Here is an 18,621-nt window from a genome sequence, read left to right on the forward strand (position 1 = left end):
CAGCTTTTAGGATAGGCACACCTTATTTAGGGAAGCCTGGCAAAAGCAACCGCCGCGACCGACCTGTGTCCACGCCCACCTGCGTCAATTCCGGCCGGACAACTGGGCTTCCGCGCCCGGGACGGGCTCGGCCGGGTCGTGTCCCAGGTGGACCTGCCGGTTGCCCGCGTCGACGTGCACCACCCGCGGCCGGTGCGCGGCGCGCTCGGCCTCGTGGACCTGGGCGTAGGTGATGATGATGACCAGGTCGCCGGGGTGCACGAGGTGCGCGGCCGCGCCGTTGACGCCGATCACGCCGGAGCCCGCCTCGCCGGTGATGGCGTAGGTCTCCAGCCGGGCGCCGTTGGTGATGTCGACGACCTGGACCCGCTCGCCTTCGACGATGTCCGCGGCGGTCATCAGGTCCGCGTCGATGGTCAGCGAACCGACGTAGTGCAGGTCGGCCTGGGTCACCGTGGCACGGTGGATCTTGGCGTTCATCAGGGTGCGGTGCATCGGTTACCTCGGGTCTCGGGTCAACAGCGCGGCGAGGCCCGCCGCGGTGGGGGTGCGGAAGAACTCGGCGATCGGGAGTTCCGTCCCGAGCCGCTCGGTGATCCGGTTGCGCAGGACCACGAGCAGCATCGAGTGACCGCCGAGGGTGAACAGGTCGTCGTCGGCGCCGACGGCGGCGACGTCCAGGACCTCCGCGACGATCTCGCAGAGGGACTTCTCCAGGGGTGTTTCCGGGGCCCGGCCCCGGGTTCCGAACTCGGGCACCGGCAGCGCGGCCTTGTCGAGCTTCCCGTTGGGCGTCACCGGGAACGCGTCGAGCGGGACGATCGCCGCCGGCACCATGTACTCCGGCAGCGAGCGGGCCACGAACTCCCGCAGCCGCACCGGGTCCGCGGTCGACGGCGTCGTGTACGCGACCAGGCGCTTGTCCCGGTCCTCGCGGACGACGACGAGCGCCTGGGCGACGTCTTCGTGCCGGGTCAGCGCCGTCTCGATCTCCGCGGGTTCGATCCGGAAGCCCCGGATCTTGACCTGGTCGTCGGTGCGCCCGAGGTATTCGAGCTGCCCGTCCGGCCGCCAGCGCACGAGGTCACCAGTGCGGTACATGCGTTCCCCGGGCGGCCCGAACGGGTCGGCGACGAAGCGGTCCGCGGTGAGCGCGGGACGTTCGTGGTACCCGCGGGCCAGCCCGGCGCCGGCCAGGTAGAGCTCGCCCGGCACCCCGGCCGGGACCGGCGCCAGGCCGCCGTCGAGGACGTACGCGCGGGCGTTGTGCACCGGGCGGCCGACCACCGGGCGCTCGGCATCGGCGAACCGGCCGACCAGCGCGTCGACGGTGGCCTCGGTCGGCCCGTAGAGGTTGTACGCCGCCGTGCCCGGCATCGACCGCAGCGTCTCCCACAACGTCTGGGACACGGCTTCCCCGCCGACACCGACGACGCCGAGGGCGCACTGCCCGTCCTCGACCACGCCCGCCTCGGCCAGCTGCGTGAAGTGCGACGGCGTGAGTTCGAGGAAGTCGAGCCCGCGTTCGCGCACCACCGCCGCCAGCCGCGCCGGGTCGCGGCGGGTTTCGTCGTCGACGACGTGCACCTCGTGCCCGTCGAGCAGCCACAGCTGCGGCTGCCAGGACGCGTCGAAGAAGAACGCCCACGCGTGCCCGACCCGCAGCCGCCGCCCGCCCGCCGCGGCGACCGCCGGGCGGTAGAGCGTCTCGCGGTGGCTGTGGAACAGGTTCACCAGGCCGGCGTGCGGGACCACGACACCCTTGGGCTTGCCCGTCGAGCCGGACGTGTAGAGCACGTACGCCGGGTTCGCGGGCGACGGCGGCTTCAAGGCCGCGCCGGTGTCCACGACGTCCTCGACGAACAGCGCACCCGGCACCGGTGACGCCAGCGCGCGGCTGGTGAGGACCAGCGCGGCGCCGGAGTCGGCGAGGATCGCGGCGATCCGGCCGGCCGGCTGGTCCGGGTCCACCGGCAGGTACGCCGCGCCGGTCTTGAACACGCCGAAGATCGCCTCGACGACCGCCGCCGACCGCGGCAGCACGAGCGCCACGACCTTCTCGGGGCCCGCACCCCGCGACGCGAGCCACCGCGCGAGGCGGTCGGTCCGCGCGGCGAACTCCGCGAACGTGACGCTCGAATCCGCGTCGCTCAGCGCGGTCGCGTCCGGCGTCGCCGCCACCTGCGCGGCCAGCCGGTCGACGACCGTCGGCGCCGACGTCGTCAGCGGGGCGCCGCTCCCCCACTCGCGCAGGATCCGGTCCCGCTCGCCGGCTTCGAGGACGTCGATCCGGCTCAGCGGCCGGTCCGGGTCCGCGACGACGGCGGTCATCAGCCGCACCAGGCGTTCGGCGAGCGTCCGGGCGGACGGCTCGTCGAAGAGGTCGAGGCTGAATTCGAGGTCGCCCTCGATGCCGTCGGGGGTTTCGACCAGGTCGAAGGACAGGTCGAACTTCGCCTGCCGCAACCCGGTGTCCCGGTAGGCCGCGTCGAGGCCGAGCAGCCGTTCCCGCTCCCGGCCGGAGTGGTACACCGCGAGCATCACCTGGAACAGCGGGTGCCGGGCCAGTGACCGCGCCGGGTTGAGCAGCTCGACGAGGTGCTCGAACGGCAGGTCCTGGTGCGCGTACGCGGCGAGGTCGGCCTCCCGGACGCGGGCCAGGAGATCCCGGAACGTCGGATCGCCGCCGGTGTCGGTGCGCAGCACCAGGGTGTTGACGAAGAAGCCGGCGAGGTCCTCCAGCGCGTGGTCGGTGCGGCCGGCCACCGGCGTCCCCAGCGGGATGTCGGTGCCCGCGCCGACCCGGGTCAGCAGGGCGGCCAGCGCCGCCTGCAGCACCATGAACGTGCTGGTGCCACTGCCGTTCGCCAGCGCGCGCAGTCCACGGTGGACTTCCGCGGGCACGGTGAACGGCACCGCGGCCCCGCGGTTGGTCGAGCGCGCCGGGCGCGGCCGGTCGGCCGGGAGCGCCAGCTCGTCGGGCAGGCCCGCGAGGGTGTCCCGCCAGAACGCCGCCTGCCGCCCGAGCAGGCTGTCCGGGTCGTCGGCGCGGCCGAACATCTCGCGCTGCCACAGCGTGTAGTCCGCGTACTGCACCGGCAACGGCGTCCACTGTGGACTTTCGCCGCGGAGCCGGGCCGCGTAGGCGGTGTCGAGGTCGCGCTTCAACGGCGGCAGCGACCAGCCGTCGCCCGCGATGTGGTGGACCAGCAGCACGAACACGTGCCGCTCCGTCCCGGCCGAGACGAGGGTCGCCCGGATCGGGATTTCGGCGTCGAGGGTGAAGCAGTACGACGCCGCCGCCGTGACGCGCTCGTCGAGGTCGGTGGCCGTTTCCGTCACGATAGCCGGGCGGGCGCGGTCATCCGCGGGGTCGAGCACGATCTGGCGCGGGGTGCCCTGCTCTTCGACCAACAGCGTCCGCAGGACCTCGTGGCGCGCCACGACATCGCGCACCGCCGCCTCCAGCGCGCACGCGTCGACCGGCCCGGTCAGCTCCCACGCCCACGGGATGTTGTAGGTCGCGGACGGCCCGTCGAGGCGGTCGAGGAACCACAGCCGCTGCTGCGCGAACGAAAGCGGCAGGACGGCCGGCCGCTCGGCCGGGACCAGCGCCGGGCGGCTGCGGCGGCCCGGGTCCAGGACTTCGGCGAGCCGGGCCGGGGTCGGCGCGTCGAACACCGCCCGGATCGGCACTTCGACGCCGAGCAGCGCGCGGATCCGGCTGACCAGGCGCGTCGCCAGCAGGGAATGCCCGCCGAGGGCGAAGAAGCCGTCGTCCGGGCCGACCGCGGGCACCCCGAGGACGTCGGCGAACAGCTCGCACAGCGCCTGCTCGGCCGGGGTCCGCGCGACGCGGCCCGAGGTCCGGACCGCCGGATCGGGCAGCGCGGCGCGGTCGAGCTTGCCGTTGGCGTTGACCGGCAGTTCCGGCAGCACGACGATCGCCGAGGGCACCGCGTACTCCGGCAGCCGCGCGGCCACTGCCGCCCGCAACGCGGCCGGGTCGCCCGACGGTGCGACATAGGCGATGAGCCGGTTCTCGCGGGCGATCACCACCGCGCGGGCCACCGCGGCGTCCGTCGTCAGCACGGCCTCGACCTCGCCGGGCTCGACGCGGAAGCCGCGGATCTTGAGCTGCTGGTCGGCGCGGCCGACGAAGTCGAGGGCGCCGTCGGGACGGCGGCGGACGACGTCGCCGGTGCGGTACATCCGCTCCCCCGGCTCGAAGGGCGACGCGACGAACCGTTCCGCGGTGAGCGCCGGACGGCCGAGGTAACCCCGGGCGAGCCCGGCGCCGGCCAGGTACAGCTCGCCGCGGACGCCCGGCGGGACCGGCCGGAGACCGGCGTCGAGGACGTACGCGCGGGTGTTCGCGACCGGCCGTCCGATGGCCACCGGGCCGCAGACCTGGGCCAGGCTGTCGCCCGCGACTTCCGAGCAGCCGTAGAGGTTGACCAGTTCCGCCGACGGCCACCGCCGCGCCAACTTTTCCGCGAGGGCCTCGGAAAGCGGTTCGCCACTGGTGATCCAGGTGGTCACCGAGGCGAACGCGTCAGCTTCGGTGTCTCCGGCGAACGTGTCGAGGAGGCTCGGCACCACGGTCAGCACCTGGGCGCCGGACGTGCGGACCAGCTCGGCGAGCGCGATCGGGTCGGTGGCCGTCGTGTCGTCGGCGAGCACCACGCTGTCGCCCGCGACGAGGCCGCCGAGCAGCTCGGTGGAGCCGTCGATGAACGTCAGCGCGCTCTTGGCCACGCGGACGCCCCGGGCGGCGTCGCGGCCCCAGTGCAGCCGGTTGGCGAGCGCCCGCTGGGTGCCGGCGACCGCCTTCGGGCGGCCGGTCGAGCCGGACGTGAAGATCACGTACGCCGGGTGGTCCGGGCTGATCGACGGCCACACCGGTGCCGGCCCGGTGTCACCCGGCCGGACCAGCCGGTCGCCGAAGCCGTCCTCGGCGATGACCAGGTGCGGCGCGGCGTCGGTGAGCATCAGCTCGACGCGCTCGGCCGGGTGGTTGAGGTCGAGGGGCAGGTAGGCGGCACCGGTCTTGAGCACCGCCAAGAGTGCGACGACCAGCTCGGCCGAGCGCGGGAGCGCGACCGCGACGACCCGCTCCGGCCCGGCACCCCGGGCGAGCAACGCCCGGGCGAGCGTCGTGGCCCGCGTGTCCAGCTCGGCGTAGGTCACGCGCTCGCCGCCGAACACCAGCGCGACGGCGTCCGGGGTCCGGCTCACCTGCGCGGCGAACAGCCCGGCGGCCGTCTCCGCGGGCAGCGGTGTCGCGGGATCGGGCGTGAGCTGGTCGTGTTCGGCGTCGGTCAGCAGGTCGACCGCGCCGATCCGGGTGTCCGGGTCGGCGACGACGGCGGTCAGCAGGGTCCGGAGCCGGGTCAGGATCGCCTCGACGCTCGCGCGGTCGAAGACGTCGCTGTTGTACTCGGCGGTGCCGCGGATCCCGGCCTGCGCGCCCGGGCTCTCGCCGACGAAGAACACCAGGTCGGCGCGCGAGGTACCGGTGCGGACCGGCTCCTCGGCGACGGTCAGCCCCGGCAGGGTCAGGTCGGCGACCGCGTTGTTCTGCCACGCCAGCATCGTCTGGAACAGCGGGTGGTACGCCAGCGAGCGCGCCGGGTTCAGCGCTTCGACCAGACGCTCGAACGGCACGTCCTGGTGGGCGTAGGCGTCGAGGCTGCGGTCCCGCACGCGGGCCACGAGGTCGCGGAACGTCGGATCGCCCCCGGTGTCCACGCGCAGCACCAGGGTGTTGACGAAGAAGCCGACGAGGTCGTCGAGGGCCTGATCGGTACGCCCGGCGATGGACGTGCCGATCGGGACGTCGGTGCCCGCGCCGAGCCGGGTGAGCACCGCGGTGAGCCCGGCGTGCACGACCATGAACACGCTGGCCCCGCAGGCGCGGGCCAGGTCGACGAGTCCACTGTGGAGGCGGGCGTCCCAGCCGAAGGCGAACTGCTCACCGCGGTAGGACGCCTCCGCCGGGTGCGGCCGGTCGGTCGGCAGCTCGATGCGCTCGGGCAGGTTCGCCAGCGCGCGCCGCCAGTAGTCGAGCTGCGGTTCGATCACCGGCTCGCCCAGGACGTCCCGCTGCCACACCGTGTAGTCGGCGTACTGCACCGGCAATGGCGTCCACTGAGGAGCTTCACCGGCGTGGCGGGCGGTGTAGGCGGTGGCGAGGTCCCGCCACAGCGGCGCGGTCGACCAGCCGTCCGAGGCGATGTGGTGGAACACCAGCACGAGGACGTGTTCCCGGGCGCCCAGGCGGAGCAGTTCCGCGTGCAGCGGGATTTCGGACTCCAGCTCGAACACCGTCCGGGCCGCTTCCGACACCGCGTCGGCGAGCGTCGCGCCGGTGACTTCGCGGACCGGCAGGGGAATCGTGACGTCGTCGAGCACCCGCTGCCGGGCTTCACCCTCGACCTCGGGGAAGACCGTGCGGAGGGCTTCATGGCGTTCGACGACATCGGACAGCGCGGTGCGCAGCGCGTCGGCGTCGAGGGCGCCGGTGAGCCGCACCGCGGTCGGCATGTTGTACGTCGCCGACGGACCTTCGAGGCGGTGCAGGAACCACAGCCGCTGCTGGGCGAACGACAGCGGCAGCACCGCCGGCCGCGGGTCGGCGCGCACCAGGGCGGGCCGGGCGGCCGAGGCGTCGGCGGCGGCGAGCAGCGCGGCGAGCCCGGCCACGGTCGGCGTCTCGAACACCGACCGCACCTGGAGTTCGACGCCGAAGACCGCGCGCAGCCGCGCGACCAGCCGGGTCGCCATCAGCGAATGCCCGCCGAGGGCGAAGAAGTCGTCGTCGACGCCGACCGCGGCCGTGTCGAGGACTTCGGCGAACAGGCCGCACAGGACTTCTTCGACCGGGGTCCGCGGCGCCCGTCCGGTGCCGGCGGCCTGCTTGTCCGGGCTCGGCAGCGCGCGGCGGTCGAGCTTGCCGGAAGCCAGCAGCGGCAGGCGGTCCAGGAGCACGAACGCCGAGGGCACCATGTACTGCGGCAGCCGGTCGCGCACGTGCGCCCGCAGCGCCGCCACCAGCCCGCTCGTGTCCCGCTGCCCGGCCGGGTGGTTGCCGAGCGCCTCCAGGGCGGCCCGGACCGGGCGGGTGCGGTGGATCCGGATCGGCGCACCGGTGGTGAACACGACCTCCAGCGTGCCTGCGTCCGCGGTGAGCGTCGCGTGGACGCGGTAGCCGTGGCGTTCGCCGAGCGCGTGCAGGGTTTCGGGGTCCACTCCGGACGGCTCGCCGTCCAAAGCGGACAGTGCGGCGTCGGCGTCCCCGCCGGCCAGCGCCGCGACGGCGGCCAGCTCACCGGACAGCCGCGCGTTCGGCACCCCGGTGACGCGCAGCCGCGCCGGCCGCGCCTCGAGCCGCTCAGCCAGCTCCTCGAGCGAAGCGAACGCGACGACGTCTTCGGCCGGCGGCGCCGGCTTCGGCGCCTTCCGCAGCACGACGTCGTAGCGGTGCCGGGTCAGCTCGTTGTGCGCGTGGCCGCGCTTGACCCACAGGTCGACGTCGTCGAACCCGTCGAGCTCCCGGCTCAGCGCCGCGAAGAAGTCCGGGTCGAGCACCAGCTCGCCTTCGCGGGCGATCGCCTGGTCGGGGGCCGCGGTGTCCCGGCGGCCGTGGCGCAGTTCGGTTGCGGTCCGGAACGCCCGCAACGAGCGCAGGTTGCGGATGTCGCCGAGGAAGACGACCCCGCCCGGCCGGACGCGCGCGGCGGCCGTGCGGATCACCTCGGCGAGGTAGCCGACGCTCGGGAAGTACTGCGCGACGGAGTTGATGATCACGGTGTCGAACGGTTCGTCGGGCAGCTCGCCCAGGTCGTGCGCCGGGCGCGCGGCCAGGTGGACCTTGCTCGCGAACGGCGTCCCGGCCAGCTCCCGCCGCAGGTTGGCGATGGCCTTCTCGGACAGGTCGACACCCCAGTACGCCTCGGCGTCCGGCGCGAGCCGGGACAGGATCAAGCCACTGCCGACGCCGATCTCCAGCACCCGCCCCAAACCCGCACTTTCACGTGAAAGTGCGGGTTTCGCGAGGGAGCGGATGCGGTCGATCGTCGCCGCGTGCCACTCGCGCATCTCGGCCAGGGGGATCTCGGTGCCGTCGTAGCTGGAGTTCCAGCCGGTGAAGTTCTCCTCCAGCCCGCCGGCCGCCGCGTCGGTGAAGACGTTCTCGTGCAGCTCACGCCACTCGCCGACGTGCTCCAGCTCCGCTTCTTCGTCGCGCCCGGCCGAGGGCACGGCGTAGGCGATGAGCCGCCCGTCCTGCGCGGTGACGACCGCCTGCCCGACCGCGGGGTGCTCGACGAGCACGGACTCGATCTCGCCCAGCTCGATCCGGTAACCGCGGATCTTCACCTGGTCGTCCGCCCGGCCCAGGAACACCAGCCGGCCGTCCGGCAGCCACTTCACCAGGTCGCCCGTGCGGTAAAGGCGTCCGCCCGAACCGAACGGGTCCGCCACGAACCGCTCCGCCGTCAGCCCCGGCCGCCCGAGATAACCCCGCGCCAGGCCCGAGCCCGCGAGGTACAGCTCCCCCACCACGCCGGGCGGGACCGGCCGCAGCCCGGCGTCGAGCACGTAGGCCCGGGTGCCGGGATCCGGGATGCCGATCGGGACGACCGTAGCGTCCGCCAGCTCGGCCGGGTCGCTCTCGCCGAGCGTGGAGTTGGTGGTGGCCTCGGTCGGGCCGTAGGCGTTGAACATCCGCCGCCCCGGCGCCCACCGCCGCACCAGCTCCGGCGACACCCGTTCCGTGCCCGCCAGCAGAACGCTGTCGCGCGGGAGGTCGAGGTCCGCCGGCATGGCGTCGAGCAGGGCCGGCGGCAGGATCATGAAGTCGACGGCGTGCCGGTGCGCGTACTCGGTCAGCGCGGGCCCGGCGACCCGGCGCTCGGCCGGCACCACCACCAGGCGGCCGCCGGAGAGCAGCCCGAGGCAGAGGTCCCAGAAGGCGACGTCGAAACTCGGCGACGCGAACTGCAGCACCCGGCTGTGCGGCCCGACGCCGAACCGCTCGACCTGCGTGGCAACCAGCTTCGCGACGCCGGAGTGCTGGAGCACGACGCCCTTCGGCCGCCCGGACGAGCCGGACGTGTAGATCACGTAGGCCGCGTTCTCCGGCCGCACCGGCACCCGCGGGTCCACAGTGGATGATTCGGCCAGTGCCGGGTCGTCGAGCAGGATCCGCGGCAGGCTCGCGGGCAGCTTCGCCTCGACTTCCCGGGTCGTCACCACGCAGACCGGGCCCGCGTCCTCGGTCATGTAGGCGATCCGGTCGGCCGGGTAGTCGACATCGACCGGGAGGTAGGCGGCCCCGGCCTTGAGGACGGCCAGCTCCGCGACGATCATGTCGACCGACCGCGGCACGGCCAGCGCGACCACCCGCTCGAGGCCGGCACCGCGGGCGAGCAGCAGGTTCGCCAGCCGGTTGGCGCGCGCGTCCACCTCGGCGTAGGTGAGTTCCTCGTCCTCGAAGACGAGCGCGACCGCGTCCGGCGCCTCGGCGACGCGGCGGGCGAACATCGCGGGGAACGTCTCCGTGCCCGCCGGGTCGAGCGACCCGGCCCACTCGGTGAGCGCCCGGTCCCGCTCGTCCCCGGTGAGGAGGTCGAGCGCGCCGACCGGCCGGTCCGGCTCGGCCAGGGCCGCGCGCAGCAGCACTTCGAGGCGGTGCAGGATCGCGTCCGCGCCGGCGTGGTCGAAGACGTCGGCGTTGAACTCCAGCACGCCGTCGATCCCGGCTTCCCGTTCGGTCAGGGAGATGGCCAGGTCGAACTTCGACGTCCCGGTGGTCACCGGGATCTCCGACACGGTCAGGCCGGGCAGGGTCACCTCGGCGCGGGTGTTGTTCTGCCCGGCGATCATCACCTGGAACAGCGGGTGGTACGACAGCGACCGCGCCGGGTTCAGCACCTCGACCAGCCGCTCGAACGGCACGTCCTGGTGGGCGTACGCGTCCAGGTTGCGCTCGCGGACGCGGGCCACGAGGTCGCGGAACGACGGTTCGCCGCCGGTGTCCACACGCAGCACCAGGGTGTTGACGAAGAACCCGACGAGGTCGTCGAGCGCCTGGTCGGTGCGCCCGGCGATGGGCGAGCCGATCGGCACGTCGGTGCCCGCGCCGAGCCGGGTGAGCAGGGCGGCGAGGGCCGCGTGGACGACCATGAACACGCTGGCGCCGGACTCGCGGGCCAGCTCGGCCAACCGGGCGTGGAGCCCGGCGTCCCAGCCGAAGGTGTGCAGCTCGCCGCGGAAGGTCGCGGTCGCGGGGTGCGGCCGGTCCAGCGGCAGCTCGATCCGCTCCGGCAGGCCGTCGAGCGCGTCGCGCCAGTAGTCCAGCTGCGCGCTGAGCACGCTGTCCGGGTCGTCCTCGCGGCCGAGCAGTTCCTGTTGCCACAGCGTGTAGTCCGCGTACTGGACCGGCAGCGGAGTCCACTGTGGATTCTCGCCGGACCGGCGGGCGGCGTAGGCGGTGGCGATGTCGCGCCACAGCGGGGCCATCGACCAGCCGTCGGAGGCGATGTGGTGGAACACCAGCGCGAACACGTGCTCGCGCGCGCCCAGGCGGAGCAGTTCCGCGCGCACGGGCACCTCGTGCTCGAGGTCGAAGGGCCCGCGGACGAGCCCGGTCAGGGCCGCGTCGAGGTCCGCGACCTCGCGCACCGGCAGGCTGACGTCTTCGGCCGGGAGGACGTCCTGGTACGGCACGCCGTCCCGCTGCGGGAAGCGGGTGCGCAGGGCTTCGTGCCGGGCGACCACGTCGGTGAGCGCCGCGCGCAGCGCTTCGACGTCGAGGTCGCCGTCGAGGCGCATGATCAGCGGCACGTTGTAGGTGGCCGACGGTCCTTCGAGGTGGTGCAGGAACCACAGCCGCTGCTGGGCGCCGGACAGCGGCACCCGCTCGGGCCGGGGCTGCCGGACCAGCGGCGGGCGGGCGGACCCGCCGGCCGTGGCCAGCACCCCGGCGAGGCCCGCGGCGGTCGGCGTCTCGAAGACCGACCGGACTTCCAGCTCGGCGTTCAGGGACGTCCGGATCCGGGTGATCAGCCGGGTGGCCAGCAGCGAATGGCCGCCGAGGGCGAAGAAGCTGTCGTCCGGGCCGACCCGCGGCAGGCCGAGGACGTCGGCGAACAGCTCGCACAGCTGCCGCTCGAGCGGCGTGCGCGGCTCGCGGTCCGACGTCGGCGCGACCGGGTCGGGCGACGGCAGGGCCCGGCGGTCGAGCTTGCCGTTGGCGGTCACCGGGAGCGCGTCGAGGACGACGATCGCCGAGGGCACCATGTGCTCCGGCAGCCGTTCGGCGGCCAGCGCACGCAGGTCCGCGGACAGCGTGCTGACGCGGCGGAACCGGCCGGGGTTGCCGGTGTAGGACAGCAGCGGGCCGGGGCCGGGCCGGAACCCACCGGCGGTCTCGCCGGTCGTGAACACGACGTCGACGGATCCGTCGCCCTCGGCGGACCAGGTGACCACCGTGCGGTAGCCGTGCGCGTCGCCGAACGCGTACCAGTCTTCGGGGTCCACCCCGCCCGCTGCGGTGCGGCCGTTCGGAACGCGTTCGATCCGGCTCGGGCCGGCAACCTCGTCCACGCTGGAGAGATCGGTACCCCACGCGAGCGCCGGGACCTCGGGGACCTCCACCGAACCGCGGCGCAGCACCACGTCGTAGCGGTACTGGGTCAGCTCGTTGACCGCCCGGCCGCGCTTGACCCGGATGTCCGCGGCGACCCCGTCGAGCCCGGCGAAGAACTCGGGCGCGACGAGGAGCTCCTTCTCCCGCAGCAGGTTCTGCTCGACGTCACCGCCGCGCGCCTCGGCCACCGCTGTGTGGAACGCCCGGACCTGGCGCAGGTCGCGGACGTCGCCGACGAACAGCGCCCCGCCCGGGGCGAGCAGGTCCAGTACCTTCCGGACGACGTCCAGGAGGTAGGTCCCGCTCGGGAAGTACTGGACGACGGAGTTGAGCACGATGGTGTCGAAGAATCCGGACGGCAGCCCGGTGACGTCGGCGGCATCTCCGGTGCGCAGCTCGACGCGCCCGGCGAGCGCCGGGTCGGCCGCGACCCGGGCGCCCAGGGAAGCGATGACCTCGGCGGAGAAGTCCGTGCCCCAGTAGGACTCGCAGTCCGGAGCCAGCTCGGTCAGCAGCAGGCCGGTGCCGACGCCGATCTCCAGCACGCGCTTCGGCTTCAGCGACCGGATCCGCGTGACGATCGCGTCGCGCCACTCCCGCATCTCGGCCCGCGGAATCGGCTCGCCGGTGTAGCTGGAGTTCCAGCCTTCGAATTCGTCGGCTGCGCTCGCGTACATCGAGTCGTACAGCTCGCGCCACTCGCCGACCTGCTCGGTCTCGTCCCCAGGGGACAGGTCGGCGGGCACGACGTACCCGACCAGGCGGACGTCGCCGGGGCGGTCTTCGCGGGCCACGACCACCGCGTGGGCGACGTCGTCGTGCGCGGACAGCGTCGCGGCGATCTCGCCGGGCTCGACGCGGAAGCCGCGGATCTTGACCTGCTCGTCACCGCGGCCGAGGAACTCGAGGACGCCGTCGGCGCGGAAGCGGGCCAGGTCGCCGGTGCGGTACATCCGGGCGCCGGGCGCGCCGAACGGGTCGGCGACGAACCGCTCCGCGGTGAGCCCGGGCCGGCCGAGGTAGCCGCGGGCGAGCTGGATCCCGGCGAGGTACAGCTCACCGGGGGTGCCGGGCGGGACCGGGCGCAGGGTTGCGTCGAGCACGTAGGTCCGCGTGTTCCACACCGGACGTCCGATCGGGACGGTGATGTCCACAGTGGAGGTCCGCCAGGCCGTGACGTCGACCGAGGCTTCGGTGGGGCCGTAGAGGTTGTGCAGTTCGGCGTCGAGCACCCGGCCGAACTGCGCGACGGCGTCCGGCGGCAGCGCCTCGCCACTGCAGAGGACCCGGCGCAGGCTCGTGCACTCCCCCGCCGCCGGTTCCTGCAGGAAGACCTGGAGCATCGACGGGACGAAGTGGACGGTCGTGATCCCGCGGTCGCGGATCAGCCGGGCCAGGTAGGCGGGGTCCTTGTGCCCGTCGGGCCGCGCGAGGACCTCCGTGGCGCCGGTGAGCAGCGACCAGAGGAACTCCCACACCGAGACGTCGAAGCTGGACGGCGTCTTCTGCAGCACGCGGTCGTCGCCGGTGAGGCCGTACTCGTCCTGCATCCACAGCAGCCGGTTGACGATCCCCGCGTGCGGGACGACGACGCCCTTGGGGCGGCCGGTCGACCCGGACGTGTAGATGACGTACGCCGGGTTGCCCGGCCGGAGCACGACATCGAGCGGCGTGTCCGGGGCGTCGGCGAGGGTGCCGGGGTCGTCGAGCAGGAGCGCGCCCGTGACGGCGGTCTCCTCGACGGCCAGCACCAGGGCCGGGGCCGCGTCTTCGAGCATGAACGCGATGCGGTCGGCCGGATAGCCCGGGTCGAGCGGCAGGTAGGCCGCGCCCGTCTTGAGCACGGCGAGGATCGCCATCACCAGGTGCGTCGAGCGCGGCAGCGCGAGGGCGACCACGCGTTCCGGCCCGGCGCCCCGCGCGGCCAGCACGTGGGCGAGGCGGTTCGAGACGGCGTCCAGCTCGGCGTAGCTGAGCTCTTCCTCCTCGAAGACCAGCGCGGGGTGGTCCGGCGTGCGGGCGGCCTGCGCCGCGAACAGCTCGGGCACGGTCACCGCGGGCACGTCCCCGGCCGCGCCCGACCAGGTCGCTTCGAGACCGTCGCGCTCGGCCGGCGTGAGCACGTCGAGCGTCCCGAGGCGGCGGTCCGGGGCCGAGACGACCTGGCGGAGCAGGACCTCCAGCCGGTCGAGGAGGCCGGTCACGGTGGCCCGGTCGAACACCTCGGCGTTGAACTCGGCCTGGCCGTGCAGCCCGTCGGCGCGTTCGGTGAAGGAGAACCACAGGTCGAACTTGGCCGTCCCGGTGCCGACCGGCTGCTCGGTGACGGTCAGCCCGGGCAGCTCGACGCCGCTGCCGGGCGTGTTCTGCCAGGCGAGCATGGTCTGGAACAGCGGGTGGTGCGCCAGCGACCGCGCCGGGTTCAGCGCTTCGACCAGCCGCTCGAACGGCACGTCCTGGTGGGCGTAGGCGTCCAGGCTGCGCTCGCGCACCCGCGCGACGAGGTCGCGGAAGGACGGGTCGCCGCCGGTGTCCACGCGCAGGACCAAGGTGTTGACGAAGAACCCGACCAGGTCGTCGAGCGCCGGGTCGGTGCGGCCCGCGATCGGGGTGCCGATCGGGATGTCCGTGCCGCCGCCGAGGCGGGACAGCAGCGCGGTCAGGCCCGCGTGCACGACCATGAACGGGCTCGCGCCGCACGCCCGTGCGAGGTCGGCGAGCCCGGCCTGGAGCCCGGCGTCCCAGGCGAAGGTGAAGAACCCGCCGCGGTAGGCGGAGACGGCCGGGTGCGGGCGGTCGAGCGGGAGGGTGATCCGCTCGGGCAGGCCGTCGAGGGCGCCGCGCCAGTAGTCGAGCTGGGTGCTTTCTTCGGCCGCGAGGAGTTCGCGTTGCCAGAGCGTGTAGTCCGCGTACTGCACCGGCAGCGGTGTCCACCCGGGAGCGTCGCCGCGGAGCCGGGCGCGGTACGCCGTGGCGATGTCCTGCCAGAGCGGCGAAAGCGACCAGCCGTCGGCGGCGATGTGGTGCACCACCAGGACCAGCACGTGCCGGCGCGGGCCGGCGCTCAGCAGCTCCGCGCGGACGGGCACGCCGGCGCCGAGGTCGAACACCCCGCGCACGAGGGAGTCCACTGCGGAATCCACATCGGACACTGTGCGCACGGTCAGTTCGACCGTGCCTTCGGGCAGGACCTCCTGGTACGGAACCCCGTCGGCGACGGGGAAGGTCGTGCGCAAGGCTTCGTGCCGGGCGAGGACGTCGTTCAGCGCCGAGCGCAGCGCGTCGACGTCCAGCTCGCCGGACAGGCGCATGACGAGCGGGACGTTGTAGGTCGCGGACCCGCCTTCGAGTCCGTGCAGGAACCACAGCCGCTGCTGCGCGAACGACAGCGGCAGCCGCTCGGGCCGCTCGGTGACGCGGGTGAGCGGACGGCGTTCGGACCCGGTGACGGCCCCGGCGAGGAGTTCGGCGAGGGCGGCCGGGGTCGGCGCGTCGAACACCGCGCGCACCGGCACCTCGGCGCCGACGGCCGCGCGGATGCGCTGGATCAGCTGGGTGGCCAGCAGGGAATGCCCGCCGAGGGCGAAGAAGTCGTCGTCCGGGCCGGCCTGCGGCACGCCGAGAACGTCGGCGAACATCTCGCACAGCAGCTGCTCGACGGGGTTGCGCGGCGCCCGGCCCGGCCCGGCGGTGAACCGCTCGGCGCTCGGCAGCGCCTTGCGGTCGAGCTTCCCCGACGCCAGCACCGGCAGCTTGTCCAGCACGACGAACGCCGACGGCACCATGTACAGCGGCAGCCGGTCCCGCACGTGCGCGCGCAGCGACGCCACGAACGCACCGGTCTCCCGCCGCGCCGCGGGGTTGTTGGCGTACGACCCGGGCGCACCACTCCGGCGTCCCGGCCGGTAGGCGGTGCCGTCCTCCCCCCTCGAGAAGACGGCTTCCAGCTCGCCGGCTTCGGCGGCCCAGGTCACCGCGACCCGGTAGCCCGCGGCGTCGCCGAGCCGGTGCAGGGCTTCCGGGTCGACGCCGTCGCGCCCGTCGAGGGCTTCGAGGGCGGCCGCCGGGGTGCCTGCGTCGAGGGCGCGGACCGCGGCCAGCTCGCCGGACAGCCGCGCGTCCGGGACACCGGTGAGGCGCAGCCGCTCCGGTGCCTCCGCGGCCAGGAACCGTTCGACCGCACCGAGATCGCCGAACGCGACGACCTGCTCTTCGGCCGGCTCCGGCCGGGAACCCCGGCGCAGCACGACGTCGTAGCGGTGCCGGGTCAGCTCGTTGTGGGCGGTGCCGCGCTTGACCCACAGGTCGACGTCGTCGAAGCCGTCGAGACCGCGGGCCAGGGCCGGGAAGAAGTCCGGGTCGAGCACCAGCTCGCCCTCGCGCGCGATGGCCTGGTCGACCGCGGCGACGTCGCCCCGGCCGTGCCGCAGCTCGACGGCGGTGCGGAACGCCCGCAGCGAACGCAGGTTCCGGATGTCGCCGAGGAAGATCGTCCCGCCGGGCTCCAGAACACCGGCCGCGGTCTTCACCACCTCGGTGAGGTAATCGGCGCTCGGGAAGTACTGCGCGACGGAGTTGATGATCACCGTGTCGAACGGCTCGCCGGGCAGCTCGCCGAGGTCGTGCGCCGGACGCGCGGCCAGGTGGACCTTGCCCGCGAACGGTGTCGCCGCGACCTCGCGCCGGACGTTCTCGATCGCGCTCTCGGAAAGGTCGACGCCCCAGTACTCCTCGGCGTCCGGCGCGATCCGCGAGAGGATGAGCCCGCTGCCGACGCCGATCTCCAGCACCCGCTTCGGTTCGAGGGACCGGATCCGCTCGATCGTCGCCGCGTGCCACTCCCGCATCTCGGCGAGGGGGATGTCCGAACCGTCGTAGCTGGAGTTCCAGCCGGCGAAGTTCTCCTCGATGCCCTGGGAACCGGCGAGCATCTCTTCGTGGACGTCGTGCCATTCGTCGACGTGGCCCTGCTCGGCCGCCTGGTCGCGGTCGGGCACCGGCACGGCGTAGGCGATCAGCCGGCCGTCCTGCGCGACGACGACCGACTGCCCGACGCGCGGGTGTTCGGCGAGGACGGACTCGATCTCGCCCAGCTCGATCCGGTAACCGCGGATCTTCACCTGGTCGTCCGCGCGCCCCAGGAACACCAGCCGGCCGTCCGGCAACCACTTCACCAGGTCACCCGTGCGGTAGAGACGTCCGCCCGCACCGAACGGGTCCGCCACGAACCGCTCCGCCGTCAGTCCCGGCCGCCCGAGATAACCCCGCGCCAGCCCCGAACCCGCGAGGTACAGCTCGCCCACGACGCCGACCGGGACCGGCGCGAGGTGCGCGTCGAGGACGTAGGCACGGGTGCCCGGGTCGGGGACGCCGATCGGCACGGCCGAGCCGGGCGCGATCTCCGGGTCGCAGAGCCCGAGCGTCGAGTTGGTCGTGGCCTCGGTCGGGCCGTAGGCGTTGAACATCCGCCGCCCCGGCGCCCACCGCCGCACCAGCTCCGGCGACACCCGTTCCGTACCCGCGAGCAGGACGCTGTCCCGCGGCAGATCGCAGTCCTCCGGGAACTCGGCGAGCAGCGCGGGCGGCAGGATCATGAAGTCGACGCCCTTGGCGTGGGCGTACTCGGCCAACTCGGGGCCGGGCACCCGCCGCTCGGCCGGGACGACGACCAGCCGGCCGCCCGAGAGCAGCCCGAGGCACAGGTCCCAGAACGCGACGTCGAAACTCGGCGACGCGAACTGCAGCACCCGGCTGTGCGGCCCGATGCCGAACCGCTCGGTCTGCGTCGCCACCAGCTTCGCCACGCCCGCGTGGGAAACCACGACCCCCTTGGGCCGCCCGGTCGACCCCGACGTGTAGATGACGTAGGCCGCGTTCGCCGGGACGATCCGCGCGGCCGGGTCGGTGGCCGGGACGCCGGTCAGGTCCGTCTCGTCGAGGAGCAGGACGTCACCGTCGAAGCGGCCGGCGAGGTCGCTGGTGGTCACCACGCACACCGGGCGGGCGTCGGCGACCATGAAGGCGATCCGCTCGGCCGGGTAGTCCTGGTCCAGCGGCAGGTAGGCGGCACCGGCCTTGAGCACCGCCAGCTCGGCCACGATCATGTCGAGCGAACGCGGGACGGCGAGGGCGACGACTCGTTCCGGCCCGGCGCCGCGGCCGACGAGGACGTGGGCGAGCCGGTTGGCGCGCGCGTCCAGCTCGGCGTAGGTCAGCTCTTCGTCTTCGAAGACGAGGGCGACGGCGCCGGGGGTCTCCCGGACCCGGGCGGCGAACAGCTCCGGCAGGGTCGAGAGCGGCTCGGCGAGGTCCGTGTCGTTCCACCCGGCCAGGATTCGGTGCAGTTCCGGCGCGGACATCAGGGCGAGCCGCTCCACCGGCCACTGTGGACGTTCCGCCGCTTCGGCGAGGAGGTGGCCGAGGTGGTCGAGCATCCGGTCCACAGTGGACTCGTCGAGCACGTCGGGGCGGTAGCGCAGGCCGCCGGTGGTCAGGTTCAGGTCGAGCGGCAGGTCGGTCCCGGCGTGGAAGCCGACGTTGACGAGCAGCGAGCCACCCCTCCCGGGCTCCGGCTCGAGCTCGGTGACCAGGTCGGCGAACGGCACCTCGTGCGCCAGCGCCTCTTCCCGCACCGCACGCACGCGCGCGACGACGTCGGCGAATCCGGGCGAGCCACCGAGATCCACCCGCAGCGGCACCAGCGCGCCGATCCCGAGCAGGACGTCGGTGGTTCCCGCGTACCGGGACAGCAGCACCGTGAACGCGGCGAGGAGCGTCAGCTCGTCCGTTTCGGGCAACGGCCGGGTGCGCGTCACCGCGGAGACGGGCTCGGCGGGGTACGGCCGGTCGACCGGCAGCGCCAGCTCCTTCGGCGCCGAGGCGAGGCGATCACGCCAGAAACCGAGCCTCGACACCTGCTGCACAGCGTCACCGTTGCTCACCGGTAGACCAGCCTCCCGCTGCTCGCG

Annotated in this window: 2 protein-coding genes; both read right to left on the reverse strand. The window is 73.7% G+C overall.

Annotated features, from left to right (window positions below; genetic code table 11):
* Nucleotides 1-84 precede the first annotated feature (84 nt).
* Nucleotides 85-495, reverse strand: a complete 411-nt coding sequence (panD, locus tag ACLJQM_RS41425; protein ID WP_360770892.1) for an aspartate 1-decarboxylase — start codon at nucleotides 493-495, stop codon at nucleotides 85-87.
* 3 nt (nucleotides 496-498) lie between these two features.
* Nucleotides 499-18,594 carry an amino acid adenylation domain-containing protein gene (locus ACLJQM_RS41430; protein WP_410635796.1) on the reverse strand — a complete coding sequence of 6,032 codons (18,096 nt, stop codon included), beginning with the start codon at nucleotides 18,592-18,594 and terminating at the stop codon, nucleotides 499-501.
* Between the last annotated feature and the right edge of the window lie 27 nt (nucleotides 18,595-18,621).

It is taken from the genome of Amycolatopsis sp. cmx-4-83, assembly GCF_046548815.1.
GTDB lineage: Bacteria > Actinomycetota > Actinomycetes > Mycobacteriales > Pseudonocardiaceae > Amycolatopsis > Amycolatopsis pretoriensis_A.